The sequence below is a fragment of the Mycolicibacterium peregrinum genome, from assembly GCF_001665625.1.
Classification (GTDB): Bacteria; Actinomycetota; Actinomycetes; order Mycobacteriales; family Mycobacteriaceae; genus Mycobacterium; species Mycobacterium peregrinum_B.
Genome location: NZ_LZSY01000118.1, coordinates 38,602 through 64,245 on the forward strand (window position 1 = coordinate 38,602; position 25,644 = coordinate 64,245).

Sequence of the window (25,644 nt, forward strand, 5' to 3'; positions counted from 1 at the left end):
GTGACTGACGCCACTCCTGTCTCGCAGCACACCGTGCTCGGCACCGTGTTGACGATGCCGGTGCAGATCCGGACCGCCGAACAGCACATGGCGATGTTCTCGGTCGATGCCGACGCCGCGCAGCGCATGATCGACTACAGCGGCCTGCGCGTGTATCGGCATCGACCGCACCGCGCGATCGTCGTGCTGATGCTGATGCACTACATCGACGGTGACCTCGGCCCGTACCTGGAGTACGGCACCAACGTCATGGTGAACCGCCCTGGATCGGAGGCGTCGGGTCTGCGCGGCCTGGGCTCGGCCGGCGCCTTCGTGCATCACCTCCCGGTCGATGGCGAGTTCACGCTGCAGGCCGGCAGGCAGATCTGGGGCTACCCGAAGGTCCTGGCGGACTTCACCGTTCGCGGTGCGGACAATCAGGCTGGGGTCCGCGGCGACAAGCCGTTCAGCTTCGACGTGAACATCGACGGCAAGCCGGCGGTGGGCATGGACTTCAAACCCGGCCTCCCGGTCCCGTCCCGGTTCACCGCCAAGCCGCAGGTGCAATCCACCTTCTCCCATCTCGACGGCGTCCTGCGCGAAACCGAAGGCGAGATGCGGCTTTCGGGTGTGCGGTACCGCCCGGGGGGCGCCACGGTGCGGCTCGGAGAACACCCGTACGCCAAAGAACTCGCGGCCCTGGGCCTGCCCAAACGGGCGATGTTGTCCAGTTCGGTACGCAATGTGCAGATGAAATTTGCTGACGCCAAGGAGATTCCGTGACCCAGGTACTGCTGAAGCCCGATGTCGACCTCACCAACGGCAATTTCTATGCCGACGGTGGCGCGCGGGAGGCCTACCGATGGATGCGTGCCAACGAGCCCGTGTTCCGCGACCGCAACGGGTTGGCTGCGGCCGCCACGTATGCGGCGGTGATCGACGCCGAACGTAACCCCGAGCTGTTCTCCAACGCCGGCGGAATCCGGCCCGATCAGCCCGGTATGCCCTACATGATCGACATGGACGATCCGGCACATGTGTTGCGCCGCAAGCTGGTCAACTCCGGCTTCACCCGTAAGCGCGTCATGGACAAGGTGCCCTCGATCGTGAACCTGTGCGACACCCTGATCGATGCGGTGTGTGAACGCGGGGAATGCGATTTCGTCCGCGACATCGCCGCGCCTCTGCCGATGGCGGTGATCGGTGACATGCTCGGGGTGTTGCCCACCGAGCGCGAGATGCTGCTGAAGTGGTCGGATGACCTCGTCTGCGGGCTGAGTTCGCATCTCGACGAGACGGCCATCAACATGCTGATGGAGACGTTTGCCGCCTACACCGCGTTCACCATGGAGGTGATCGCCAAGCGCCGCGCCGAGCCGACCGACGACCTGTTCTCGATCCTGGTGAATGCCGAGGTCGAGGGCCAGAAGATGAGCGATGACGAGATCGTCATGGAGACGCTCCTGATCCTCATCGGCGGCGACGAGACCACGCGCCACACTCTCTCGGGCGGGACCGATCAGCTGTTGCGTAGTCGCGATCAGTGGGAACGTCTGGTCGCCGATCAGTCGCTGTTGCCCGGCGCGATCGAGGAGACCCTGCGCTGGACCTCGCCGGTGAAGAACATGTGCCGGACCCTCACGGCCGACACGACCTTCCACGGGACCGATCTGAAGGCCGGCGAGAAGATCATGCTGATGTTCGAGTCGGCCAACTTCGACGAAGCGGTCTTCGAGAATCCTGACGAATTCCGCATCGACCGGAACCCCAACAGTCACTTGGCGTTCGGCTTCGGCACGCACTTCTGCCTGGGGAACCAGCTGGCCCGCCTGGAGCTGCGCCTGATGCTCGAACGACTGCTCGAACGACTGCCCGACCTGCGGTTGGCCGACGCCAACCAGTTGCCGTTGCGCCCGGCGAACTTCGTCAGCGGCCCGGAATCGATGCCGGTGGTGTTCACCCCGGTGGCGCCGGTGGGGGCCTAGCGGCAGATCGCGCGAGCGTGGGCTCGGCGTGACTGTGTACTCCTATGCATTGGTTAAGCATCAGCTGTGTAAGGCGCTCACAGGTTTCGCATAGGCAGTCTAATTAGATAGTCTCGCGATATCGGGGGATATGACGCGACGACTAGAGGAGTGCACGAGATGGCACGACATTTACCTGTGCGAAGTGTGTTGAGCGGAGTGGTGCTGGGTGGGACGCTCCTGGCCGGGGCCATCGGGTTGGCCGGGCAGGCCAATGCGGCGCCGGCGCAAGGGATCGCGCCGGCGCCGGCGAGCGTGATGTCGGTGGTTCCGGCACCGCAGTTCCCGCCGCCACCGCCTCCGCCCAGGCACTGGCGCTAGCGTTGCCCGAAACTGAGGTCCTGCTCGAAACGTCGAGCAGGGCCTCGGTTTTGCAACCGCTACTTCATCTGAAAGTGGGGCGGCCGCTTCGCCGCGAATGCTCCGGTAGCGTCGGCGGTGCCTTTCGCAGGAACCGAGATCGACACGGTGGTTCCGGGTGCGCCCGTCACCGCGAAGGTGCCGCCCGCGGCCAGAACCTTGGCGCAAATCGAGGCGAAGCCGATGTGGCCATCCTCGATGCTCTGTGCAAGCCGCTCGGGCGGAATGCCGACGCCGTCATCTGCGATGCACATCGCGGCCTGAATGCCGTTGTAGCCCAGGGTGAACCGCAGGTTCTGTGCCTGTGCGTGCTTGATGACGTTCGTGGAGAATTCCCGAGCCGCGCTGTAGATCAGATGATCGGCGTCCGTGCGTAGGTCGTCGGGCCAGCCATCAGCGTCCAACTGGACTGTCAGGTTGGTGCGCGTCGCGATGCCGTCAGCCAGCGAGGTCATCGCCGCCTTGAGGCCGGCCCGGGCCAGAACCTCGGGATGCAGTTCACGGACCACGTCGCGTAGGAGGCGGGAGGACTCCGCCAACGCGAAGTCGACGCGGTCCATCCCGTCGACCGATCCGTCCCTGACCTCTTCCATGTCGCGTCGCGCCACCAGGACGTACTGGAGCGCACCATCGTGCAGACGTTCGGAGAGCGATTGGCGTTCACGCTTTTCCAGGTTGATCACTTCTTCGAGCAGGCGGGTGCGCTCGAGGGCCAGGGCGGTGATGGTCCTGGTCCTGGATTGCTGAATCCACGACAACGCGACCGAACCGGCGGCCAGGCCGAACAGCACCGCGGTCCGCGCCAGAATCGATCCCCAGGGCTCATTGCCGTTGGCGGCCTTGTCGACCCAGCTCACCACGAAGAACGTGACGACTGTAGGGACCGCGATCGTGGCGCTGACGACGGGATCGAGTTGCGCTGCCGCGATCAGCGGGATCAGGAACAGACCGTGCTGTACCACGTCGGAGGTCCAGGTCTCTGCCGAACTGATCCCGGTTTCCGTCGAAATGATCGCGACCGCAAGGAGATCCACGCACAGCATGAGCAGTGCGACCGATCGCCGGGTTCCGCCGCCCAACCGGTCGGCGGAGCGCAGCGTCCACCAGCTCCACACCGCGACCGCCACGACGTAGCCGACGAAGATCGCGCGGTGCAGCCACAGGTTCGAGTGCGGAGGCTGCGACACCAGGGCGACGCCGATGAACATCGCCATGAGCATCCGCAGAGCGAGTTGCAGTAGCAGGCCACGGCGTACCGAGTTATCGGTGGTTGGCGCAGACGCCTCATCGCGTTCAGGCATGCCCGGCTCCCGTCCCGGCAAAGTTGGCACGAGTATAGGGCTGCTCAGTGCCGCAATGAGGACAGTTGGCGGGCGAAATCAGCGATGAGGGCGGTCTGCACCGGCAGCGCGGATCAGCGCATCTGGAACTTGGGTGCGCGCTTCTCCTTGAAGGCCAGCGGGCCTTCCTTGGCGTCGGCGGACAGGAACACCGGGATGCCGTTGGCGGTGTCGGGCTTGAACGCCTCGTTCTCGTGCATGCCCTCGGTCTCGCGGATGGTCTTCAGGATCGCCTGCACGGCCAGCGGGCCGTTGTTGTTGATCACCTCGGCGATCTCCAGGGCCTTGTCCAACGCGGTGCCATCCGGAACGACATGACCGATCAGGCCGTACTCCAGGGCCTGAGCAGCGGTGATGTGCCGTCCGGTCAGCAGCATGTCGCACGCGATGGTGTAGGGAATCTGGCGCACCAGGCGCACTGCCGAGCCACCCATCGGGTACAGGCTCCACTTGGCCTCGGAGATGCCGAACTTGGCGCTCTCGCCGGCCACGCGGATATCGGTGCCCTGCAGGATCTCGGTGCCGCCCGCGATGGCCGGGCCCTCGACCGCGGCGATCAGCGGCTTCGTGAGCCGACGGCCCTTGAGCAGACCGTCGATGCGTGACGGGTCGTAGCTGCCGTCCTTGAAGGAATCGCCCGGCGGCTTCTTGGTGGCGCCCTTGAGGTCCATGCCCGCGCAGAAGTACCCGCCGGCGCCGGTGAGGATGCAGGTGCGGATCTCCGGATCGTTGTCGACGCGGTCCCAGGCCTCGACCATGATCGAGAGCATCTCGGTGGAAAGCGCGTTGCGCGCCTCGGGCCGGTTCAGCGTCAGGATCAGGGTGTGTCCGCGCTGCTCAATGAGGGCGTCGGGCCCCTTCTCGGTATCGCTCACGGGTGTCGGCTCCTCTGCATTTTCAACCCAGACTTGTATCGAAATGTAACACGTTCTAGTTTAGGTTCTGTGGCTCTGAATATTGCCGATCTTGCCGAGCACGCCATCGACGCTGTGCCTGACCGTGTCGCCCTGATCTGTGGCGACGAACAGCTGACCTATGCGCAGTTGGAGGAGAAGGCCAACCGCCTGGCCCACTATCTGATCTCCCAGGGTGTGAAGAAGGACGACAAGGTCGGCCTCTACTGTCGCAACCGCATCGAGATCGTGATCGGGATGCTGGGCATCGTGAAGGCCGGCGCGATCCTGGTCAACGTCAACTTCCGCTACGTCGAGGGCGAGCTGAAGTACCTGTTCGAGAACTCGGACATGGTCGCGTTGATCCACGAGCGCCGTTACGCCGACCGCGTGGCCAACGTGCTGCCCGAGACGCCCCTGGTCAAGACCGTCCTCGTGGTGGAGGACGGATCGGACGACGACTACCAGCGGTACGGCGGTGTCGAGTTCTACTCGGCCATCGCCGAGCACTCACCCGAGCGCGACTTCGGCCCGCGCAGCGAAGACGACATCTACCTGCTCTACACGGGCGGCACCACCGGATTCCCCAAGGGCGTCATGTGGCGTCACGAGGACATCTACCGAGTGTTGTTCGGCGGCACCGACTTCGCCACCGGCGAGCCGGTCGCCGATGAGTACGACCTGTCCAAGCAGGCCGTCGCCAACCCGCCGATGATCCGGCTGCCCATCCCGCCGATGATCCATGGTGCGACGCAGTCGGCCACCTGGATGGCTTTGTTCACCGGCCACACCGTGGTGCTGATGCCGGAGTTCGACGCCGACGCGGCGTGGCGGATGATCCACGAGCACAAGGTCAACCTGCTCTTCTTCACCGGTGACGCGATGGCCCGCCCGCTGCTCGATGCGCTGCTGGCGCATCAGGACGCCGGCAACGAATACGACCTGTCGTCGCTGTTCCTGCTGGCCAGCACCGCAGCCCTGTTCTCCACCAGCCTCAAGGAGAAGTTCCTGGAGCTGCTGCCCAACCGGATCATCACCGACTCGATCGGCTCGTCCGAGACCGGTTTTGGTGGTACCTCCGTGGTGGCCAAGGGGCAGAGCCACACCGGTGGTCCGCGGGTGACCATCGACAAGAACACCAAGGTGCTCGACGAGGACGGCAACGAGGTTGTTCCGGGTTCGGGCGTTCGCGGCATCATCGCCAAGTGCGGCCACATCCCGGTCGGCTACTTCAAGGACGAGAAGAAGACCGCCGAGACCTTCCGGACGTTCAACGGGGTCCGGTATGCCATCCCCGGCGACTACGCCGAGGTCGAGGCCGACGGCAGCGTGACCATGCTGGGCCGCGGCTCGGTGTCGATCAACTCCGGTGGCGAGAAGATCTACCCCGAAGAGGTCGAGGCCGCGCTGAAGGGGCACCCGGACGTGTTCGATGCGCTCGTGGTCGGTGTGCCCGACGAACGCTTCGGTCAGCACGTCGCCGCGGTCGTGCAGGCTCGCGAGGGGTCGCGCCCGACCCTGGCCGAACTCGACACCTTTGTGCGCAGCGAGATCGCCGGATACAAGGTGCCGCGCAGCCTGTGGCTGGTCGACGAGGTCAAGCGCTCACCCGCGGGCAAGCCCGACTACCGGTGGGCCAAGGACACCACCGAGGAGCGTGCGGCCGACGAGGTGCACGCGAATCATGTTGGAGCGAAGTAGATGAGGACTCGACCGTGAAGACAGAATTGAGCGAAAGATTCGGGGTCGAATACCCGATCTTCGTCTTCACCCCGTCGGAGAAGGTGGCCGCGGCGGTGACCCGGGCCGGCGGTCTGGGTGTGCTGGGCTGCGTGCGGTTCAACGATCCCGACGAGTTGGACAACGTGCTGTCCTGGATGGACGCCAACACCGACGGCAAGCCGTACGGCGTCGACGTGGTGATGCCCAGCAAGATCCCCACCGAGGGCAGCGCCGTCGACATCGACAAGCTGATTCCGCAGGCGCATCGGGACTTCGTCGCGAAAACCCTTGCTGATCTTGGTGTTCCGCCGCTCCCCGAGGAGGGCGAGCACAACACCGGTGTGCTGGGCTGGCTGCATTCGGTGGCGCGAAGCCATGTCGAGGTGGCGTTGCGCCATCCGATCAAGCTGATCGCCAACGCGCTGGGATCCCCGCCCAACGACGTCATCGAGCAGGTCCACGAGGCAGGCGTGCCGGTGGCCGCGCTGGCCGGCAGTGCGAAGCATGCACTCAGCCACGTCGCCAACGGTGTGGACATCGTGATCGCCCAGGGCCAGGAGGCCGGCGGGCACACCGGCGAGATCGGTTCGGTGGTGCTGTGGCCGGAAATCGTCGACGCCGTCGACGGCAAGGCCGCGGTGCTCGCGGCCGGCGGGATCGGCAGCGGCCGGCAGTTGGCCGCGGCGCTGGCGCTGGGTGCCCAGGGAGTGTGGATGGGCTCGGCGTTCCTCACCGCGGCCGAATACGACCTGGGTGTGCGTCGCGAGTCGGGTGCCTCGGTGATCCAGGAGGCGTTGCTGAACGCCACGTCCGCCGACACCGTGCGTCGAAAGATCTACTCCGGCAAGCCCGCCCGAATCCTGAAGAGCCGCTGGACCGACGCCTGGGACGCACCGGACGCCCCCGAGGCATTGCCGATGCCGCTGCAGAACATCCTGGTCGGCGAGGCGCATCAGCGGATGAGCCTGTCCGATGACCCGACCGCGGTCGCGATGCCGGTGGGCCAGATCGTGGGCCGGATGAACGAGATCCGGCCGGCCGCCGACATCATCGCCGAGCTGGTCAGCGGTTTCGAGGCGGCGACCAAGCGCCTGGACGGTATCGCCGGAAGCTGAGTCTGCGCTCAGCGCACCGAGCCTGCGTCCAGATCGCGATCACTCACGACTTCGCGATCTGCACGCAGGCTCGATGTCGTTGGGATGGGTATGGTCGAGCTGGTGAACGTAGCGGACGCCCTGGCGGCGAACCGGGCCAACTGGGACGACCGGGCCGATGTGCATGTCCGGTCCGAGATGTATGACGTGGCAGGGTTTCTCGCCGATCCCACCGACATTTCCTGGGTGGTGCGGAACGACCTCGAGGTGCTCGCGCCGCACCTGCCGGAAACGGGCGTCAAAGACCGGTCACTGCTGCACCTGCAGTGCCACATCGGCACCGACACCATCTCCTGGGCGCGTCTGGGTGCCCGCGACGTGCACGGCGTCGACCTTTCGCCGAATTCGCTGCGGCACGCGGCCCGGATCGCCGAGGCCGATGGTCGTGACGTCACCTGGGTCGAGGGCGATGCGCGCTTCGCGTCGACGTTGATCCAGCGCCGCTTCGAGATCGTGGTGACCAGTACCGGAACCATCGTGTGGTTGCCCGAGCTGGTCAACTGGGCGCGGTCGATCCATGACCTGCTCGAGCCGGGCGGGGTGTTCATGATCCGCGACGACCATCCGATCCTGAGCGCCCTGGACTATGAGCCGTGGGACATCACCGACGACTACCTCAGTGGTGGGGGAGCCCGAACCTACGACGACGACGGGACGTACACCGAAGACTCGGCAGGGCAGATCCAACATGTGCGCAACCACGAGTGGCGCCACGATCTGTCCGAAGTCGTGACGTCGTTGCTGCAAGCCGGGCTCGTCATCGAGGCCCTGGCCGAACTGCCTTACATGGACTGGCAGGCTTTCCCGGCTCTCGTGCCCTGCCCTCAGGGCTGGGCGCTACCGCCCGGGGCGCCGCGGATTCCGCTGAACTTCGCGGTCGTCGCGCGGCGTCCCGAATAGCAGTTCTAGCGGCCGGGCAGCTTCTGCAGTGCCCTGATCATCGGGGTGAGCGCCTTCTGCCAGACGGTCTGCGAGATCCCCAGCGGCGGATCGAGATTGATCACCCGGGCCGTGGAGACGGTCTGAGACTCGGTGTACTTGAGGATCCCGTCGGCGCCATGGCGCCGCCCGACGCCGGAGGCCTTCATGCCACCCATGGGGGCCGCGGTGCTGCCGAACGCCAGGGCGTAGCCCTCGTCGACGTTGACCGTGCCGGAATTGACCCGGGCCGCGATCGCCTCGCCCTCGGACTTCGATCCAGCCCACACGCTGGCGTTCAGGCCGTACTCGGTGTCGTTGGCCTTCTCGACGGCCTCGTCGACCGAATCGACCGGGTAGATCGACACCAGCGGACCGAATGTCTCGTTGCGCGCGCATTCCATCTCGTCGGTGACGCCGGTCAGCACGGTCGGCTCGAAGAACAGCGGGCCGATGTCGGGGCGCGCGTGGCCGCCGGCAACCACCTTGGCGCCCTTGGCTTTTGCATCGTCAACATGGCCGGACACGGTCTTGATCTGGTCTTCGGAGATCAGACTGCCCATGTCGGCGGTGAAGTCGTAGGCCGCCGAGAGGTTCATGTTGCGCACCTGCTCGGCGAACTTGGCGGTGAACTCGTCGGCGACGTCCTTCTCGACGTAGATCCGCTCGATCGAGATGCACAGCTGACCGGCATTGGAGAAACAGGCGCGGGTGGCGGCCTTGGCGGCGACCTTGAGGTTGGCGCCCTTGGTGACGATCATCGGGTTCTTGCCGCCGAGCTCGGCAGAGAAGCCGATCAGCCGGCGGCCGCATTGCTCTGCCAGCGCCCGCCCGGTGGCCGTCGAACCGGTGAACATCATGTAGTCGCAGTTCTCGACGATCGCGGTGCCGACCACCGAACCCGGCCCCGGCACCACGGCGAACAGATCACGCGGCAGGCCGGCCTGATACAGCAGCTCGGCGTTGGCGAGCGTGCAGTACGGGGTCTGGCTGTCGGGCTTGACCACCACCGCGTTGCCGGCCAGCAGGGCCGGGATGGAATCCGAGATCGACAGGGTCATCGGGTAGTTCCACGGCGAGATGACGCCGATGACGCCCTTGGGGTGATGGTTGACCACGGTCTTGACGAACCCGGGCAGCAGACCCTGGACCCGCTTGGTCGAGAGCAACCGGGCCGCCTCGCGGGCGTAGTAGCCCGCGTTGAGGATCATGTCGACGATCTCTTCCTGCGCGGCCGACCTGGCCTTGCCGGTCTCGGCCTGAGCCACGTCCATCAGGAAGTCACGATTCTCGGCGAGCAGCGCGCCGAAGCGCTTGATGATGGCGGCGCGTTCCTTGACCGGACGCTTGGCCCACTGTGCCTGCGCGGCCCGGGCTTTGGCGAAGGCTGTGGTGACATCGTCGGCGGTGCCGACCGGGATGGTGGTCAGTTCCTTGCCGGTGAAGACCTCGTCGATCGGCTTGGACTGCCGGGCTCCGACGTCGTCGATGGCGACGAGCGCGCGCAGGCGGGCGAAGTCAGCGGCGGACGGAGCAGGCATCGGGGACTCCCTACTGGCAAGTAACTAACAGTCAGGCTCAACCTACTCGGTACCGGCAGTCCGACAAAGGCACACCTTGTCCGATCTGTTCACGACTGCGGGCGGTCCAGCATCCTAACCTGCAGGTATGGCGTTGAACCTGAACTCGGCGGTCATCGAGATCGTCACCAGAGACCTGCCACGAGCCCTGGATTTCTACCGGCTGCTGGGCCTGGCGGTTCCCGAACCGGACGGGCCGCACGTCGAGGTGGCATTGCCCGGCGGAAACCGGCTCGCCTTCGACACCGAGGAGGTGATCGCCGGGATGCACCCCGGCTGGACACCTCCAACCGCGCCCGGACGGGTGGCCCTGGCTTTCGGGGTTGATGCACCCGCCGACGTCGACGCGCTCTATGCGCGGCTCACCGGCGCGGGGTACCTCGGAACGCTCGAGCCGTTCGACGCGCCGTGGGGGCAGCGCTACGCGACCGTCGAGGACCCCGACGGGACCTCGGTGGACCTGTTCGCCGCACTGGATGACTGACGTAGTTGGTGTAATCCGACGCCGGCCAGCGCGCGGACCTCGCGGTACAGATGGGGCTGGTCGGAATAGCCGGCCCGCGCTGCGGCCGCGCTTGAGCTCGCGCCGGTGCCGAGCAGCCCGACCGCGCGACGGAACCGGAGGACGCGGCGCAGCGTCGCCGGCCCGTATCCGTAGACCGCGGCGCACTGCCGCTGCAGCGTTCGGCTCGACCATCCGGCGTACCGCGCTGTCGCAGTGACCGATTCGCCGGCTGCCAGCCGGCGCGTGACGTCACGAAGCATCGGCAGGGGCCACGGCGCGGTCTCGGTGCGGGGCTGCTTCGATGCCAGCGCTTCGGTGAGCTCGTCGAGTGAACGGCCCTCCTCGATCCGGCAGAGTTCGCGTAGATCGACCCGCGTATTGCGCAGCTCGTCGGCTGGGGCGCCCAGTAGCCGCGGCAGGACTCCGGGACGAAACCGCAATCCCTGCACCGGATCCCGACTGCCTGCCGCGATGAACGCCATGGTGTCGGGTCCGGCGACGATGATCGTGTCGTCCATCTGGATCAGGTCCATGCAGCCGTCGGGCAGAACCCGGCCGGGTTCTGCCGGCCCGGTGCGCACCCACCGGCATTCGACGAGCTCGCTCAGGCGTGGCGGCGGATCGTGTTCGCGGTAGCCCACGTCAACGACGCTACCCGTGCCGCCATGCGGTTGAATCGGGGAATGACCGGCCGGCCACGCGACACATCGATCGACGAGCGCGTGCTCGCGGTCACCCGCGAGTTGCTGGTCGAAGTGGGCTGGGACGACCTGAGCGTCCGGTTGGTGGCGGTACGGTCCGGGGTGGGCAGGTCCAGCCTGAACCGGCGCTGGGCGTCGAAGGCCGAGCTGGTGCTGCACGCGATCCTCGGCGAATCACCCGACATGTCACCGTTTTCCGGCACCGACCTGGCGGGCTGGATCGACTGGGTGGTGCGTGGCAGTCATCAGCTGTTCAGTCGCCCGGACGTGAGCGAGGCCGTGCCGGGGCTGCTGCTGGCCCTGAGGGAGAACGCCGCGTTGCGAAAAGCGTTGTGGGACGGGTTCAGCGGACCTGCGATCGAGATGTTCGCCGCCAGGGGATACGGAACCGAATCGGACGCGAAGGCTGTGCTTTCCATGGCGGCCGGGGCGGCGTTGTTCACGACCACGGTGGCGACCGACGACGATTCGCCCGAACTGCAGGAGCACCTGGTGCGCCTGCTCAGCCATGCCCTCGGGGTGTCACCGGCCGAATGACGCCAGCATGGCGGCCTGAGGTGAACGCCAGGCCTCGATATCGAGGTCGGTGAGCGTGCTCTTGTCGTCGGTCGGGGTGGCAGCGGTCAGCAGCGTCGCTGCCTCGTAGCTGATACCGTCACCGAGTGGCAGTACCCCACCGACCAAATCGGACAACCAGCCGATACCGCGGAACAGTCCGCCCGGCACCGGAATCCGGCGGATCCTGTGTCCTCGGCCCTGCTCGAGCACATCGATCATCTCGTTGAACGACACCATCACACCGCCGCAGACATAACGTCTGGGGCCGAGCCCCGACACCATCAGCCGCTCGTGGACGAGCGCGACGTCGCGCACGTCGATCATCTGCATGCCACCGGTCATCCGCGGTGCCACACCAGCCTTGGCGATCGGTGCCCAGCCGCGCTCGGTGACCCCGGCGGCGGTGAAGAACGCCGGGCCCACCACGCTCGACGGGTAGGTGACCACGACCGGGGCGCCGTCGTCCTGCAACCGTCGGGCCACCCGATCGGCATAGGCCTTGGTCTGGGCGTAGGGGCTGCGGCCCGGCGCGGGTGGGGTGTCGGCGGAGATCACCCCGTTGGGTGGTGGGAACAGTGAGCTGTAGCTGCTGACCGAGACGATGGGGTCGAGCCCGGCCTCGACGGCGCGATTCAGCACGGCCTCGGTCGCGTGCGCGTTGATCTCCCACATCAGCTTTTCGCGCCGGCGATCGGTCCCGACGATGCCTGCCGCGTGGATCAGGGCGTCGCAGCCTGTGAGCAGCTTCCCGACGGTTTCCCCGTCGCGGATATCGCCCTCCAGCACCGACATTTCGCCCATGGCGGCTAGGTGTCCGATCACCTCGTCGTCGCCGCAGCCCGGTGCGACCAGTAGGCGGATCCGATGCCCGGCGGCCAGCAGGCCCCGAACGGTGTGGGCCCCGAGATAGCCGGTGCCTCCGGTCACTGCGATGTGCATGATCCGTCTCCCGTTTGCCTGCTACGTTGTTTCGATGCCAATGGTATCGAAACCGTTCACGCCGATGCAGCTGGGGCCGTTGACCCTCAAGAACAGGTTCATCAAGGCCGCGACGTTCGAGGGAGTCATGCCGCGTGGCCAGGTCACCGATGACCTGATCGACTTCCACACCGAGGTGGCCCGCGGCGGCGCGGCGATGACCACGGTTGCCTACTGCGCGATCTCGCCGGGTGGCCGGGTGCATCGCGACACCGTCATCCTCAACACCGACGCGGTGCCTGCGCTGGGGCGACTGACCGACGCGGTGCACCGAGAAGGCGCACTGGTCTGCGCCCAGATCGGACACGCTGGTTTGGTCGCCAACACGCTGTCCAACCGCACACCCTCGCTCGCGCCGAGCACCAGGATCAGTGCGCCGGCAATGGGACTGGTGAAGGCGGCCACAACGGAACAGCTCGACACCGTGGTCGACCAATTCGGCACGGCCGCGCGCAACGCTGTCGAGGCGGGGTTCGACGCCGTCGAGATCCACATGGGTCACGGCTACCTGCTGAGCTCGTTCTTCAGCCCCGGCCTCAACAAACGCCACGACATCTACGGCGGCAGCACCGCCGGACGCGCAGAACTGGCCCGCCGCGTCGCCGAGCGGGTCCGCGGCGAGGTCGGCCATTCCGTCGCGGTGACCGCGAAGTTCAACATGGATGACGGTGTGCGCCGCGGCTTCTGGCTCACCGACAGTCTGCCCACGGCGAAATTGCTGCAGGCCGACGGTCATCTGGACGCCCTGCAACTGACCGGTGGCAGCTCGCTGCAGAACCCGATGTACTACTTCCGGGGCGAGGTCCCGATCGACGAGTTCATCGCCTGCCAGCCGAAGGCGGTGGGGCTGGGTCTACGGGTACTCGGCTCGAGGCTGTTCAAGACCTATCCCTTCGAAGAGGCGTACTTCCTGCCGCTGGCTCGGCAGTTCCGCGCGGCACTGACCATGCCGTTGATCCTGCTGGGCGGCGTCAACGAGCTGGCCACCGTGCAGGCGGCCGTGGACGAGGGATTCGAGTTCGTCGCCATGGGTCGGGCACTGCTGCGAGATCCAGCCCTGGTCAACAGGTTTGCCGAGGGCTCGGCGACCGCGGGACTGTGTGTGCACTGCCAGAAATGCATGCCGACGGTGTACATCGGCGGCACCCGCTGCGTGGTGCGTGGCTAGCGGGAGATCGGCCAGACCGGGTCGGCGCAGTCGGTGCCCTCGGCCGTCAACTGCCGCTTGATCACCTTGAACGTCTCGGTGCGTGGCAGCGCATCGCCGATCCGCACATACGACGGCCACTGTTTGGGGCCCAGATCGGACTGCTCGGCCAGGAAGGCGCTGAACTTCTGCGGGTCGAACGGCGTGCCTGCCGTCAGCACCAGCGCAGCCATCACCTGATCACCCACATCGGGGTCGGGGATCGGATACACCGCCACCTCGGCGACATCGGGGTAGCGCAACAGGATTCGTTCGATCGGCGCGGTTCCCAGGTTCTCGCCGTCCACCCGCATCCAGTCGCCGAGCCGTCCGGCGAAGTGCGCATACCCGTCCTCGTCGAGGTAGGCCAGATCGCCCGTGTGGTAGACGCCGCCGGCCATGCGGTCCGCTTCGGCCTCGGGATCGTTGTAGTAGCCGCGGAACCAACCCGCGCCGGTCGGGTTCACCAACTCGCCGACCACCCCGGGCGGGCACGGTTCACCCGTGTCCACATCCACGATCGCCACCTGGTCGGTGAGTGGGCCCAGGGCGCCCTCGGGGGTGTCGGGCGTGCGGGCGATCGCGACACCGCCCTCGCTGGAGCCGAACCCGTCGACCACCGTCACGCCGAACCGCTCGGCGAACCGGCTCAGGTCCCGCGGCGCGCCCTCGTTGCCGTAGAGGATCCGCAACGGATTGTCCGCGTCGTCCGGCGCAGGTTCGGTGGCCAGGATGTAGGACAGCGGCTTGCCGACGTAGTTGGCATAGGTGGCACCGAAGCGCCGGATGTCCGGCATGAAACCGGATGCGGAGAACTTGCGCCGCAACGCAATCGACGCACCGGCCGCGGCGGCGACGGCCCAGCCCGCCATGATCGCGTTGGAGTGGAACAGCGGCATCGAGAGGTACACGGTGTCGGCCGGACCAAGCCCGAAGCGGACGGCCAGCATCCGGCCCGGGAACGCCACCTTGTCGTGGGTGACCCGTACCGCCTTGGGATCCCCGCTGGTTCCCGAGGTGAAGATGAGCATGAAAAGGTCGTCGGCCGACAGATCGGCGAACGTCACCGGGGTGTCCCGATACGACGCGAGTTCGGCTGCCCAGTCTTCGGATTCGACGTCGATGAAATCCACTCCGGTCGGGACCGCGTCCGGATTGTCGGCCAGGACGAGCTGACAATCGGCCTTGGCGATGTCGCGGGCCAGCGCGTCGCCGCGGCGGGTCTGGTTGAGCCCGACGGGGACCAGCCCGTCCAGGCCCGCGGCCACCAGCAGGCTGGAGAAAAACGTGGTGTTGCCGAGCAGTGCCCCGACATGCGGGGGTTTGGAGGGGTCCAACCGGGCCCGCAGCGCCGCGGCCAGTTGTGCACCGGCGGCGATGTGGTCGGCCCAGCTGACGAACGAATCCTCTTGGTAGAGGCCACGGTCGGTGACCTGTGCCAGCGGGACCAGCAGCTCGGTGACCGTCGGGCCTGCGGTTGGACCTCCCATCCCTAGACCGGCGTGTCCGCGAGTTCGCGGCCGATGCGCAGCAACTGCCCGGTCGCCCCGCCGAGGTTGAACTCGGTCTGCTTGGCGGCCAGGAAGTACCGGTGCACCGGGTGGTCCATGTCGATACCGACACCGCCGTGCACGTGCACCGCGGTATGCGCGACGCGGTGGCCCGCCTCGGCCGCCCAGAACGCCGCACTGGCGACATCGATGTCGGCGGGCAGATCCTCGGACAGCCGCCACGCCGCCTGGGTCAGTGTCAGGCGCAGGCCCTTCACGTCGATGTAGCCGTCGGCCAGCCGTGACGAGACAGCTTGGAAGCTGCCGATCGGCCGGTCGAACTGCTCGCGCTCGCGGGCGTACTCGGAGGTGAGCTCCAGCGCGCGTTCCAGCACGCCGAGTTGGAACGCGGTGCGGGCCAACGCCGCATGCGTGGTCAGCCAATCGGCGACCTCGGCACCGCCGACGACGCGCGCGGCGTCCACCGTGGTGCCCTCGAGCTCCAGCAGGGCCACGCTGCCCTTGCCGGTGGTGCTGAGCAGGCTGACCGTCACACCGGGATCATCCCCGGACACCAGAAAAACGCTGACTCCGGAATCGGTTTCGGCCGGAACCAGGAACGCGTCGGCGATCGGCCCGTAGTGCACCTGGGTGCGGGTACCGGTGAGTTTGTATCCGGCGTCGTCAGCTTGAGCCTGTACCGGTCCCTGGCCCATTTCGCCGTCCAGGGCGACAGTGAGGATCTTGTTGCCGGACACCGCGGGCGCGGCCCACTGGGTGCGCAGTTCCTCGGATCCGAACGCGGCCAGCGCGCCCGCGCCCAGTACCACCGAGTCCACGTAGGGCACGGCAGCCAGCTGGCGGCCGAGCGCCGTCAGCACGGCGGTCTGCTCGAGCACGCCGAGACCACCGCCGCCCACCGATTCGGGAGCCGCCGCCGACAGCACATCGGCCTCGACCAGCTTGGCCCACAGATTGGCGTCGAACCGCTGCTCGAGCCCGTCGAGCTCACGCTGACGTTCGGGTGTGCACACCGATTCGGTGATCGTGCGCACCAGGCCACCCAGGTCGGTGGCCTCTTCGGTCGTCTTGAAATCCATTGGTGTGCCGTCCTTACCGGTTGACCCTGGGCAGGCCCAAAGCGACCATGCCGATGATGTCACGCTGAATCTCGTTGGTGCCGCCGCCGAAGGTCAGGATCAGCGCCGACCGGTGGAACCGCTCGATGCGGCCACGCAGGAGCGCGCCCTTGCTGTCCGGGCGCAGCGTCGCCGCCGTGCCCAGCACCTCCATCAGCAGGCGGTAGGCCTCGGTGGCCAGCTCGGTGCCGTACACCTTCGCCGCCGACGCATCCGCCGGAGAAGGAGCCTCGTCCTGGGCAGAGGCCAGCTCCCAGTTGATCAGCTTGAGCACCTCTGCCTTGGCGTGCACCCGGGCCAGGTTGAGCTGCACCCACTCCGAGTCGATGACCCGCTTGCCGTGCACGTCCTTGGTGTTCTGGGCCCACTCGCGGACCCCGTCCAGCGCGACGTAGATCGGCTGCGAAGAAACGAGAGCCACCCGCTCATGATTGAGCTGATTGGTCACCAGCTTCCAGCCGGCGTTCTCCTCGCCGACCAGGTTGGTGACGGGGATGCGCACGTCCTGGTAGTAGGTGGCGCTGGTATCCACACCCGACATGGTGTGCACCGGGGTCCAGGAGAAGCCCTCGGCCGTCGTCGGCATGATCAGCATCGAGATGCCGCGGTGCTTCTTGGCCTCGGGATTGGTGCGCACCGCGAGCCAGACGTAGTCGGCGTAGGCGATCAGCGACGTCCACATCTTCTGGCCGTTGACCACGTAGTCGTCACCGTCGCGGACGGCCGTGGTGCGCAGTGCCGCCAGGTCGGTGCCCGCGCCGGGCTCGGAGTAGCCGATGGAGAAGTGCAGCTCACCCGCGGCGATCTTGGGCAGGAAGAACTTCTTCTGCTCCTCGGTGCCGAAGTGCATGATCGTCGGCGCGACGCTGTTGATCGTCAGGAACGGCACCGGCGCACCGGCGATCGCGGCCTCGTCGGTGAAGATCAGCGACTCCATGGGCGTACGCGCCTGGCCGCCGTACTCCTCGGGCCAGTTCAGCGTCAGCCAGCCGTCCTTGCCCATCTGCGCGACGGTCTCGCGGTAGATGTTGCCGCGTCCCATCTCGCCTTCGGACGAGCTGAGTGCCTCAACCCGTTCGGGTGTCATCAACTTGGAGAAGTACGCGCGCAACTCGCGGCGCAGCTCCTCCTGCTCGGGGGTGTAACCGATCCGCATTGCGCTGCATCCTCACTGCTTGATAGACCTGCGTTCTCACCTGGTTGTAACACGTTCTAGTCTTAGGATCCAGGCCGGTGCCTGACCGGTATCCGTCAGGTGTGGTCGTATTCTGTGGCTGCACGCACGCAGCCCCGTGTGCGCACACGTCGTGAGGAGGTCGCCATGCGAGTAGAAGTTGACCGTGACCGCTGTGAAGGTAATGCGGTCTGCGTGGGTATTGCCCCCGATTTGTTCGATCTTGACGACGACGACTATGCCGTGGTCAAGTCCGATCCGGTGCCTGCCGACCAGGAGGATCTGGCCGAGCAGTCCATCGCCGAATGCCCCCGTGCAGCCCTGATCCGAAAAGACTAGAGGTATTCATAAATGACCGACGACGCTCAGATCGATCTGTCCGGAAAAGTGGCCGTGGTCACCGGCGCTGCAGCGGGCCTGGGCCGCGCCGAAGCCATCGGCCTGGCCAAGGCCGGGGCGACCGTGGTGGTCAACGACATGGCCGCCGCGCTGGAGGGCTCTGACGTCCTCGACGAGATCGCTGCCGCCGGCGCCAAGGGCGTCGCGGTAGCCGGAGACATCAGTGCGCGTTCGACAGCCGATGAGCTGGTCGCGACCGCCGACGGGCTGGGTGGCCTGGGCATCGTCGTCAACAACGCGGGCATCACCCGCGACCGGATCCTGTTCAACATGAGCGACGAGGAGTGGGACGCGGTCATCGCCGTGCACCTGCGCGGCCACTTCCTGCTGACCCGCAATGCCGCCGTCTACTGGCGCAACAAGGCCAAGGCGGGGGACGGGACGGTCTACGGCCGGATCATCAACACGTCGTCGGAGGCCGGGCTGTCGGGCCCGGTCGGCCAGCCCAACTACGGCGCCGCCAAGGCGGGCATCACTGCACTGACCGTGTCGGCCGCCCGGGCCCTGGAACGCTTCGGCGTGCGGGCCAACGCGATCGCGCCGCGGGCCCGCACCGCCATGACCGCAGGCGTCTTCGGCGACGCGCCCGACGGGGCCGAAGGGCAGATCGACCCGCTGTCGACCGACCATGTCGTCACGCTGGTACGTTTCCTGGCCGCTCCGGCCTCCGAAGCTGTGAACGCTCAGCTGTTCATCGTCTATGGTCCAACTGTCACGTTGGTCGCGCCGCCCACCGCCGAGAAGCACTTCACTGCAGACTCCGACGCCTGGAACGCCGCAGACCTCAGCGGGACACTGCACGACTACTTTGCTGATCGTGACCGGACGCGTGGATTCTCGGCCACCGAGCTGATGGCTTCACGAGACTGACAGTCTCGTTGGAGGTCGCTCAACGCAACTGAAACGTGTTTCAGTTGATAGTCGGCCTAACATGTCCTGAGCTGGGAAAACCGCTGTTGAAGCTAATATTTTGAATTCTTTGACAGTGCGAACATGTTCTAGTTAATATGATCCGGCTCACTAAGAGCGCACTAAGACCAAGGGGTGGGAGGGCAGCCACGACATGTGGCCGTCAATTTTTCGCTAACGCGAGTTTCCGCAAAATTTCCCCATCCGAAGTACCCCGAGAACGGAGCCCAGGTTGATCGAACAGCTTGCGGTTCCGGCCCGGGCCGTGGGCGGCTTCGTCGAGATGTCCTTGGACACCTTCGCCAAGATGTTCCGTCGACCGTTCCAGTTCAAAGAGTTCCTGGATCAAACCTGGATGATCGCCCGGGTCTCGCTCGTGCCGACCCTGCTGGTCGCCATCCCGTTCACGGTTCTGGTCGCGTTCACGCTCAACATTCTTCTTCGCGAGATCGGTGCGGCCGATCTGTCCGGCGCCGGCACCGCCTTCGGCACCATCACCCAGCTCGGCCCCGTCGTGACGGTGCTGGTGGTGGCCGGTGCAGGTGCCACCGCGATCTGCGCCGACCTCGGCGCCCGCACCATTCGCGAGGAGATCGACGCGATGCGGGTGCTGGGCATCGATCCGATCCAGCGCCTGGTGGTGCCCCGTGTGCTCGCGTCGATGTTCGTGGCGCTGCTGCTCAACGGTCTGGTGTGTGCGATCGGCATCGCAGGCGGCTACGCCTTCTCGGTATTTCTCCAGGGCGTGAACCCCGGAGCTTTCATCAACGGACTGACCGTGCTGACCGGGCTCGGCGAGCTCGTGCTGGCCGAGATCAAGGCACTGCTGTTCGGCGTGGTGGCCGGCCTGGTCGGCTGCTACCGCGGGTTGACCGTCAAAGGAGGCCCGAAGGGTGTCGGTAACGCAGTGAACGAAACGGTGGTCTACGCCTTCATCTGCCTGTTCGTGATCAACGTGATCATGACGGCTATCGGGGTGAGAGTGCTGGTGCGTTGATGAGCGCTTGCGCGAAGAACCTAGATCTGATGAGCGCTTGCGCGAAGAAGAGACAACAATGAGCTATGACGCCACCCTCCGCTTCCGGCGGCTGTTCCGGGGCGTGCCCAAGACCGTCGACAACATCGGCGAGCAGGCACTGTTCTACGGCGAGACGATGCGGTACCTGCCCAACGCGGTCAACCGCTACCGCAAGGAGACCATCCGCCTGGTAGCCGAGATGACCATGGGCGCAGGCGCGTTGGTGATGATCGGTGGCACCGTCGGTGTCGCGGCCTTCCTCACCCTGGCCTCGGGCGGTGTCATCGCGGTTCAGGGCTACTCGTCGCTGGGCAACATCGGCATCGAGGCCCTGACCGGCTTCCTCTCGGCATTCCTCAACGTGCGCATCGTGGCACCTGTGATCGCCGGCATCGCCCTGGCCGCCACGATCGGCGCAGGCGCCACCGCCCAGCTCGGCGCGATGCGGGTGGCCGAGGAGATCGACGCCGTCGAAGCGATGGCGGTCCACGCGGTGTCCTATCTGGTCTCCACCCGGTTGCTGGCCGGGCTGATCGCGATCGTTCCGCTGTACTCGCTGTCGGTACTCGCCGCATTCTTCGCAGCGCGGTTCACCACTGTGTTCATCAACGGGCAGTCGGCCGGCCTGTACGACCACTACTTCAACACCTTCCTGATACCCAGCGACCTGCTGTGGTCGTTCCTCCAGGCGATCGTGATGGCCATCGCGGTGATGCTGGTGCACACCTATTACGGCTACAACGCCTCCGGCGGGCCGGTCGGCGTGGGTATCGCGGTCGGTCAGGCCGTGCGCACCTCCCTGATCGTGGTCGTCACGATCACCCTGTTCATCTCCCTGGCCGTCTACGGCGCGTCCGGCAACTTCAATCTCTCCGGGTAGGCGGCGATGTCAGACGCAACCTCCAAGCACCGCAGGCATGTGAGGATCGCGGCCGCGATCCTGGCGGCGATCGTGGCCGCCGCCGTGGTGTTCACCTACCTGTCCTACACAGCGGCATTCACGCCGACCGACACCGTCAGCCTGACTGCGCCGCGGGCGGGCCTGGTGATGGAGCGCGACGCTAAGGTGAAGTACCGCGGCATCCAGATCGGCAAGGTCTCCGAGATCGCGTACGCCGGCCACGAGGCGAAGCTGACGCTGTCCATCAAGCGCGGCGAGATGCGCTACATCCCGTCCAACGCCACCGTGCGGATCGCCGGCAACACGATCTTCGGCGCCAAGTCGGTGGAGTTCCTGGCGCCGGACAAGCCGGAGGGCTCGCTTCGGCCGGGCAGCACGGTGGCCGCCAAGGACGTGCAGCTGGAGGTCAACACCCTTTTCCAGACGCTGTCGGATGTGCTCAACAAGATCGACCCGGTCAGCCTGAACGCCACGCTGTCAGCACTCGGTGAGGGCCTGCGGGGCCACGGCGACGATGCGGGTGCGGCCTTGTCGGGCTTGAATTCCTACCTGCAGCAACTGAACCCGAAGTTGCCGACGCTGCAGGAGGACTTCGCCAAGGCCGCGGTGGTCGCCAACATCTACGGCGACGCCGGCCCCGACCTGGCCCGGATCATCGACAACGTGCCCGCGCTGAACAAGACCATCGTGGATGAGAAGACCAACCTCAACGCCACGCTGCTGTCGGCGACCGGGTTGGCCAACAACGGCACCGCCACTCTGGAGCCCGCGGCCGACGACTACATCGCGGCGATCCAGCGGTTGCGTGCACCGCTGAAGGTGGCCGGAGATTATTCGCCGGAATTCGGCTGTCTCCTGCGCGGTGTGTCCATCGGTGTCGACCGGTTCGCCCCGATCATCGGCGGTATCCGGCCCGGCCTGTACGTCAACTCCAACTTCCTGCCCGGGTCCCCGGCGTACACCTATCCGGAGAGCCTGCCGATGGTGAACGCCTCCGGCGGGCCGAACTGCCGCGGACTTCCCGACGTGCCCACCAAGCAGTTCGGCGGCAGCTGGTACCGCGCCCCGTTCGTGGTCACCGACAACGCGTACGTGCCGTTCCAGCCGAACACCGAGGTGCAGTTCGACGCGCCGGCGACCCTGCAGTTCCTGTTCAACGGTGCTTTCGCAGAAAGGGACCGATTCTGATGGCGACCGGCGCAGGTACTGACCGGACCATGCTCAAGGTCGGCATCTTCACTGTGGCGATGCTGTTGGTGGCGGCCATGCTGGTGGTGGTCTTCGGCGAGTTCCGCTTCGCCTCGGCCAACAGCTACCACGCCACGTTCAGCGAGGCGTCGCGGCTGAAGGCCGGGCAGGACGTCCGCATCGCCGGCGTTCCGGTGGGCAAGGTCCACGACGTGAAGCTGAACGACGACAACACCGTCGACGTCGCGTTCGACGTCAACAAGCGGTACCAGCTCTACACCTCGAGCCAGGCCAAGGTGCGCTACCTGAACCTCGTAGGTGATCGTTTCCTGGAAATCACCTCGGGCCCAGGGGAACTGCGCAAGCTGGCGCCCGGCGGGACGATCCCGGCACAGAACACCCAGCCGGCCCTGGACCTCGACGCGCTGCTGGGCGGATTGCGGCCCGTGCTCAAGGGTCTGGACGGCGCGAAGGTAAACGAGATCTCCAACGCGGTGATCGAGATGCTTCAGGGCCAGGGCGGCGCGTTGGCGAACATGCTGACCAGCACGAGCGCCTTCACCCAGAACCTGGCCGCCCGCGATCAGCTCATCGGCGACGTCATCACCAACCTCAACACCGTGCTGAGCACGGTGGACGAGAAGGGCTCGCAGTTCGACACCAGCGTCGACGAGTTGCAGAAGCTGATCACCGGTCTGTCCGAGGGACGCGATCCGATCGCCGGCGCGATCGCACCCCTGGCCTCGGCCGAGAACGATCTGACCGACATGCTGGAGAAGTCCCGCCGCCCGCTGCAGGGGGTCATCGAGAATGCCCGGCCGCTGGCGCAGCGCATGGACGAGCGGAAGGGCGACATCAACAAGGTCATTGAGCCGCTGGCCGAGAACTACCTGCGGCTCAACGCACTCGGTGCCTATGGCTCGTTCTTCAACATCTTCTACTGCTCGGTTCGGTTGAAGGTCAACGGACCGGCAGGCAGCGACATCCTGATTCCGTTCGGCGGTCCGCCGGACCCATCCAAGGGGAGGTGTGCGCCGACCAATGGCTAGTTCGCGCGAGTCGAATCCCGTGCGCACCGGGATCCTCGGCATCTTTGTGGTGGCATGCCTGGTGCTGGTGTCATTCGGTTACACCGGCCTGCCGTTCTTCCCGCAGGGCAAGCAGTTCGAGGCCTACTTCAGCGATGCCGGTGGGATCTCTCCGGGCAACGACGTCAACATCTCGGGCATCACGGTCGGGAAGGTCACCGACATCGCCTTGGCCGGTGACTCGGCCAAGGTCAAATTCACCGTGGACCGCAACATCAAAGTCGGCGATCAGTCGCTGGTGGCGATCAAGACCGATACGGTGCTCGGCCAGAAGTCGCTTTCGGTGACCCCGAAGGGTGTAGGTACGTCGACGGTTATCCCCTTGGGACGCACCACGACTCCGTACACGCTGAACACTGCGCTGCAGGACCTCGGGCAGAACGTCAGCGAGTTGGACAAGCCGAAGTTCGAGCAGGCGCTGCAGACACTGACCGACACGTTGCGCGACGCCACCCCGCAGTTGCGCGGTGCCCTGGACGGCGTCACGAATCTGTCCCGCACCATCAACAAGCGGGACGAGGCCCTGGAGGGGCTGTTGACCCACGCCAAGCGGGTGTCGGATCTCCTGGCCAACCGCGCCGGGCAGGTCAACCAGCTGCTGAACGACGGCAATCAGCTGTTCGCCGCGCTCGATGAGCGCCGGCAGGCGCTGAGTAACCTGATCGCCGGCATCGACGATGTGTCGCACCAGCTTTCGGGATTCGTGGCGGACAACCGCAAGGAATTCAAACCGGCGCTGGAGAAGCTCAATCTGGTGATGGACAACCTGCTGGAACGGCGCGAGCACATCGGTGAGGCGCTCAAGCGGTTGCCGGGATATGCCACCGCGCTCGGCGAGGTGGTCGGTAACGGCCCCGGCTTCAACATCAACCTGTACGGCCTGCCGCCGGCAGCGATGTCCGAGGTACTGCTGGACACCTACTTCCAGCCGGGCAAACTGCCCGACAGCCTGTCCGATATGTTGCGCGGCTACATTTCCGAGCGAGTGATCGTTAGGCCGAAATCGCCATGACCCAACAGAACCCGGCATCCGGCCGCAACCGGTGGATGCGTATCGCACTGGCCGTGGTGCTGCTGGCGGTCCTGGCCGTCGGCGTCTACCAGGTGTGGCCGTCACGCACCGGCCCCAAGCTCACCGCGTACTTCACCAACGCCGTCGGGTTGTACCCGGGCGACGAGGTGCGGATCGTCGGCGTGCCGGTGGGCACGATCGACTCCATCGAACCGCGGCCCTCGGATGTCAAGATCGAAATGACCCTGGACCGCGGCGTCAAGGTGCCCGCGGACGCGAAGGCGCTGATCCTGTCGCCGAACCTGGTGTCGGCCAGATTCATTCAGTTGACCCCCGCCTACACGGAAGGCGACGTGATCGCCGACGGCGCGTCGATCGGACTCGACCGCACCGGAGTGCCCGTCGAATGGGACGAGGTCAAGGAGCAACTCACCCAGCTCAGTTCGCAACTCGGACCGCAGGCCAACTCGGTGCAGGGCCCGATCGCGGCGTTCGTCGACCAGGCCGCGACCACGTTCGACGGCAACGGCGACTCGTTCCGCAATGCGCTGCGTGAGTTGTCCCAAACCGCAGGCCGGTTGGGTGATTCGCGGACCGATCTGTTCGGCACGGTGAAGAACCTGCAGATCCTGGTCGACGCGCTGTCCAACAGCAACGAACAGATCGTGCAGTTCACCAATCACGTGGCGTCGGTGTCGCAGGTGCTGGCCGACAGCTCCAGCGGGCTCGACCAGACACTGGGCACGCTCAATCAGGCACTCGGCGACGTCCGCGGATTCCTGAACGAGAACAACGAGGCGCTGATCGCCCAGGTGGGCAAGCTGGCCGACTTCACCCAGATTCTCACCGACCACAGTGACGACATCGAGCAGATCCTCCACGTCACGCCCAACGGCCTGGCGAACTTCTACAACATCTACAACCCGGCGCAGGGCACCGTCGGTGGTCTGTTGTCGCTGCCCAACTTTGCCAACCCGGTGCAGTTCCTGTGCGGTGGCAACTTCGACACCGGCTCGACCCCGGACAACTACAAACGCGCCGAGATCTGCCGGCAGCGAATGGGTCCGGTCCTGCGCCGCATCACGATGAACTACCCACCGGTGTTGTTCCATCCGGTCAACACCATCACCGCCTACAAGGGCCAGATCCAGTACGACACCCCCGAAACCGAAGCGAAGTCGGAGACGCCGGTGCCTTACCTGCAGTGGCAGAACGCACCCGGCGTCACGCCGCCGCAGATCCCGCCGGACGCGACGCTGAGCTCGTTGATCCTGCCGCCGGATGCACCCGCGCCGGCACCTGGAACCGGAGTCGGGCCCGCGCCAGGACCTGCGCCCGCGCCGGGGCCCGTGGCCGCGCCTGCACCCGCTGAGGCTGGTGCCGGCGGATGATGAGGGGTAAAGCATTGAGGGGTAAGGCATCCCGCAT

25 protein-coding genes are annotated in these 25,644 nt (G+C 66.1%); 17 read left to right on the top strand and 8 right to left on the bottom strand.

Annotated features, from left to right (window positions below; genetic code table 11):
* Positions 1-54 precede the first annotated feature (54 nt).
* From A5779_RS19125 to A5779_RS33875, 3 genes are all read left to right on the top strand, one after another.
* Positions 55-762: an acetoacetate decarboxylase family protein gene (locus A5779_RS19125; RefSeq protein ID WP_064884917.1), complete on the top strand. Its 708-nt coding sequence runs from the start codon at positions 55-57 to the stop codon at positions 760-762.
* Entirely contained in the window at positions 759-1,964 is a 1,206-nt protein-coding gene (locus A5779_RS19130; RefSeq protein ID WP_064884593.1) for a cytochrome P450, read from the top strand. Before A5779_RS19125 ends, A5779_RS19130 begins: the two co-directional genes overlap by 4 nt.
* 159 nt (positions 1,965-2,123) lie before the next feature.
* On the top strand, positions 2,124-2,324 hold the full coding sequence (locus A5779_RS33875; RefSeq protein WP_165609804.1) for a hypothetical protein: 201 nt from the start codon (positions 2,124-2,126) through the stop codon (positions 2,322-2,324).
* A gap of 59 nt (positions 2,325-2,383) precedes the next feature.
* On the opposite strand, the gene A5779_RS19135 is transcribed toward A5779_RS33875, so the two are convergent.
* On the bottom strand, positions 2,384-3,664 hold the full coding sequence (locus A5779_RS19135) for a sensor histidine kinase (protein ID WP_064884595.1): 1,281 nt from the start codon (positions 3,662-3,664) through the stop codon (positions 2,384-2,386).
* Between the two features lie 113 nt (positions 3,665-3,777).
* Positions 3,778-4,578, bottom strand: coding sequence for a crotonase/enoyl-CoA hydratase family protein (locus A5779_RS19140; protein ID WP_064884597.1), 801 nt, complete (start codon positions 4,576-4,578; stop codon positions 3,778-3,780).
* Positions 4,579-4,647: 69 nt separating this feature from the next.
* On the opposite strand from A5779_RS19140, the gene A5779_RS19145 reads away from it, so the two are divergent.
* The 3 genes from A5779_RS19145 (at position 4,648) to A5779_RS19155 (ending at position 8,372) form a co-directional block, all read left to right on the top strand.
* The gene (locus A5779_RS19145; RefSeq protein WP_064884599.1) at positions 4,648-6,297 is read left to right on the top strand and encodes a medium/long-chain-fatty-acid--CoA/3-oxocholest-4-en-26-oate--CoA ligase; all 1,650 of its coding nucleotides are present in this window, start codon (positions 4,648-4,650) and stop codon (positions 6,295-6,297) included.
* A gap of 14 nt (positions 6,298-6,311) precedes the next feature.
* Entirely contained in the window at positions 6,312-7,433 is a 1,122-nt protein-coding gene (locus A5779_RS19150; RefSeq protein WP_064884601.1) for an NAD(P)H-dependent flavin oxidoreductase, read from the top strand.
* Between the two features lie 102 nt (positions 7,434-7,535).
* A complete protein-coding gene (locus tag A5779_RS19155; RefSeq protein WP_110777530.1) occupies positions 7,536-8,372 on the top strand; it encodes a class I SAM-dependent methyltransferase in 837 nt (278 codons plus the stop codon).
* A gap of 5 nt (positions 8,373-8,377) precedes the next feature.
* On the opposite strand, the gene A5779_RS19160 is transcribed toward A5779_RS19155, so the two are convergent.
* Complete coding sequence (locus tag A5779_RS19160) at positions 8,378-9,931, bottom strand: succinic semialdehyde dehydrogenase (RefSeq protein ID WP_064884603.1); 1,554 nt, start codon at positions 9,929-9,931, stop codon at positions 8,378-8,380.
* A gap of 127 nt (positions 9,932-10,058) precedes the next feature.
* Here A5779_RS19160 and A5779_RS19165 point away from each other — a divergent pair, with 127 nt between their 5' ends.
* Positions 10,059-10,454: a VOC family protein gene (locus A5779_RS19165; protein ID WP_064884605.1), complete on the top strand. Its 396-nt coding sequence runs from the start codon at positions 10,059-10,061 to the stop codon at positions 10,452-10,454.
* Here the strand turns inward: A5779_RS19165 and A5779_RS19170 are convergent.
* Positions 10,391-11,116, bottom strand: coding sequence for a helix-turn-helix domain-containing protein (locus tag A5779_RS19170; protein WP_064884607.1), 726 nt, complete (start codon positions 11,114-11,116; stop codon positions 10,391-10,393). The genes A5779_RS19165 and A5779_RS19170 overlap by 64 nt on opposite strands.
* Before the next feature lie 42 nt (positions 11,117-11,158).
* On the opposite strand from A5779_RS19170, the gene A5779_RS19175 reads away from it, so the two are divergent.
* Positions 11,159-11,713, top strand: a complete 555-nt coding sequence (locus A5779_RS19175; protein ID WP_064884609.1) for a TetR/AcrR family transcriptional regulator — start codon at positions 11,159-11,161, stop codon at positions 11,711-11,713.
* On the opposite strand, the gene A5779_RS19180 is transcribed toward A5779_RS19175, so the two are convergent.
* Positions 11,699-12,673 carry an NAD-dependent epimerase/dehydratase family protein gene (locus tag A5779_RS19180; protein ID WP_064884611.1) on the bottom strand — a complete coding sequence of 325 codons (975 nt, stop codon included), beginning with the start codon at positions 12,671-12,673 and terminating at the stop codon, positions 11,699-11,701. The genes A5779_RS19175 and A5779_RS19180 overlap by 15 nt on opposite strands.
* A 40-nt stretch (positions 12,674-12,713) precedes the next feature.
* On the opposite strand from A5779_RS19180, the gene A5779_RS19185 reads away from it, so the two are divergent.
* Positions 12,714-13,880 carry an NADH:flavin oxidoreductase gene (locus A5779_RS19185; protein ID WP_061262997.1) on the top strand — a complete coding sequence of 389 codons (1,167 nt, stop codon included), beginning with the start codon at positions 12,714-12,716 and terminating at the stop codon, positions 13,878-13,880.
* Here the strand turns inward: A5779_RS19185 and fadD17 are convergent.
* The 3 genes from fadD17 to A5779_RS19200 are packed head-to-tail and all read right to left on the bottom strand — an operon-like array spanning position 13,877 to position 17,683.
* Positions 13,877-15,388: a long-chain-fatty-acid--CoA ligase FadD17 gene (gene fadD17, locus A5779_RS19190; RefSeq protein WP_064884613.1), complete on the bottom strand. Its 1,512-nt coding sequence runs from the start codon at positions 15,386-15,388 to the stop codon at positions 13,877-13,879. The two genes, A5779_RS19185 and fadD17, sit on opposite strands and share 4 nt — an antisense overlap.
* Before the next feature lie 2 nt (positions 15,389-15,390).
* Positions 15,391-16,488, bottom strand: a complete 1,098-nt coding sequence (locus tag A5779_RS19195; protein WP_064884616.1) for an acyl-CoA dehydrogenase family protein — start codon at positions 16,486-16,488, stop codon at positions 15,391-15,393.
* A gap of 13 nt (positions 16,489-16,501) precedes the next feature.
* Positions 16,502-17,683, bottom strand: coding sequence for an acyl-CoA dehydrogenase family protein (locus A5779_RS19200; protein WP_064884618.1), 1,182 nt, complete (start codon positions 17,681-17,683; stop codon positions 16,502-16,504).
* 165 nt (positions 17,684-17,848) lie between these two features.
* Between A5779_RS19200 and A5779_RS19205 the strand changes: the two genes are divergently transcribed.
* From A5779_RS19205 to A5779_RS19240, 8 genes are all read left to right on the top strand, one after another.
* Positions 17,849-18,040, top strand: coding sequence for a ferredoxin (locus A5779_RS19205; RefSeq protein WP_036391771.1), 192 nt, complete (start codon positions 17,849-17,851; stop codon positions 18,038-18,040).
* Between the two features lie 12 nt (positions 18,041-18,052).
* Positions 18,053-18,970 carry a 3-oxoacyl-ACP reductase gene (locus A5779_RS19210; RefSeq protein ID WP_064884620.1) on the top strand — a complete coding sequence of 306 codons (918 nt, stop codon included), beginning with the start codon at positions 18,053-18,055 and terminating at the stop codon, positions 18,968-18,970.
* Positions 18,971-19,241: 271 nt separating this feature from the next.
* The gene (locus tag A5779_RS19215) at positions 19,242-20,006 is read left to right on the top strand and encodes an MlaE family ABC transporter permease (RefSeq protein WP_064884622.1); all 765 of its coding nucleotides are present in this window, start codon (positions 19,242-19,244) and stop codon (positions 20,004-20,006) included.
* Between the two features lie 58 nt (positions 20,007-20,064).
* On the top strand, positions 20,065-20,907 hold the full coding sequence (locus A5779_RS19220) for an ABC transporter permease (protein WP_064884624.1): 843 nt from the start codon (positions 20,065-20,067) through the stop codon (positions 20,905-20,907).
* 6 nt (positions 20,908-20,913) lie between these two features.
* Positions 20,914-22,116, top strand: coding sequence for an MCE family protein (locus tag A5779_RS19225; protein ID WP_064884627.1), 1,203 nt, complete (start codon positions 20,914-20,916; stop codon positions 22,114-22,116).
* The gene (locus tag A5779_RS19230) at positions 22,116-23,165 is read left to right on the top strand and encodes an MCE family protein (RefSeq protein WP_064884629.1); all 1,050 of its coding nucleotides are present in this window, start codon (positions 22,116-22,118) and stop codon (positions 23,163-23,165) included. The genes A5779_RS19225 and A5779_RS19230 overlap by 1 nt, the downstream gene beginning before the upstream one ends.
* Positions 23,158-24,216: a virulence factor Mce family protein gene (locus A5779_RS19235; protein WP_064884631.1), complete on the top strand. Its 1,059-nt coding sequence runs from the start codon at positions 23,158-23,160 to the stop codon at positions 24,214-24,216. The genes A5779_RS19230 and A5779_RS19235 overlap by 8 nt, the downstream gene beginning before the upstream one ends.
* Positions 24,213-25,607: a virulence factor Mce family protein gene (locus A5779_RS19240; protein WP_064884633.1), complete on the top strand. Its 1,395-nt coding sequence runs from the start codon at positions 24,213-24,215 to the stop codon at positions 25,605-25,607. The genes A5779_RS19235 and A5779_RS19240 overlap by 4 nt, the downstream gene beginning before the upstream one ends.
* Positions 25,608-25,644 lie beyond the last annotated feature (37 nt).

Coding starts and splice junctions, on each gene's coding strand:
- A5779_RS19125 (WP_064884917.1), top strand. CDS start 55: ATGCCGGTGCAGATCCGGACCGCCGAACAGCACATGGCGATGTTCTCG.
- A5779_RS33875 (WP_165609804.1), top strand. CDS start 2,124: ATGGCACGACATTTACCTGTGCGAAGTGTGTTGAGCGGAGTGGTGCTG.
- A5779_RS19135 (WP_064884595.1), bottom strand. CDS start 3,664: ATGCCTGAACGCGATGAGGCGTCTGCGCCAACCACCGATAACTCGGTA.
- A5779_RS19160 (WP_064884603.1), bottom strand. CDS start 9,931: ATGCCTGCTCCGTCCGCCGCTGACTTCGCCCGCCTGCGCGCGCTCGTC.
- A5779_RS19165 (WP_064884605.1), top strand. CDS start 10,059: ATGGCGTTGAACCTGAACTCGGCGGTCATCGAGATCGTCACCAGAGAC.
- A5779_RS19175 (WP_064884609.1), top strand. CDS start 11,159: ATGACCGGCCGGCCACGCGACACATCGATCGACGAGCGCGTGCTCGCG.
- A5779_RS19180 (WP_064884611.1), bottom strand. CDS start 12,673: ATGCACATCGCAGTGACCGGAGGCACCGGCTATCTCGGGGCCCACACC.
- A5779_RS19185 (WP_061262997.1), top strand. CDS start 12,714: ATGGTATCGAAACCGTTCACGCCGATGCAGCTGGGGCCGTTGACCCTC.
- fadD17 (WP_064884613.1), bottom strand. CDS start 15,388: ATGGGAGGTCCAACCGCAGGCCCGACGGTCACCGAGCTGCTGGTCCCG.
- A5779_RS19195 (WP_064884616.1), bottom strand. CDS start 16,488: ATGGATTTCAAGACGACCGAAGAGGCCACCGACCTGGGTGGCCTGGTG.
- A5779_RS19200 (WP_064884618.1), bottom strand. CDS start 17,683: ATGCGGATCGGTTACACCCCCGAGCAGGAGGAGCTGCGCCGCGAGTTG.
- A5779_RS19205 (WP_036391771.1), top strand. CDS start 17,849: ATGCGAGTAGAAGTTGACCGTGACCGCTGTGAAGGTAATGCGGTCTGC.
- A5779_RS19210 (WP_064884620.1), top strand. CDS start 18,053: ATGACCGACGACGCTCAGATCGATCTGTCCGGAAAAGTGGCCGTGGTC.
- A5779_RS19220 (WP_064884624.1), top strand. CDS start 20,065: ATGAGCTATGACGCCACCCTCCGCTTCCGGCGGCTGTTCCGGGGCGTG.
- A5779_RS19225 (WP_064884627.1), top strand. CDS start 20,914: ATGTCAGACGCAACCTCCAAGCACCGCAGGCATGTGAGGATCGCGGCC.
- A5779_RS19230 (WP_064884629.1), top strand. CDS start 22,116: ATGGCGACCGGCGCAGGTACTGACCGGACCATGCTCAAGGTCGGCATC.
- A5779_RS19235 (WP_064884631.1), top strand. CDS start 23,158: ATGGCTAGTTCGCGCGAGTCGAATCCCGTGCGCACCGGGATCCTCGGC.
- A5779_RS19240 (WP_064884633.1), top strand. CDS start 24,213: ATGACCCAACAGAACCCGGCATCCGGCCGCAACCGGTGGATGCGTATC.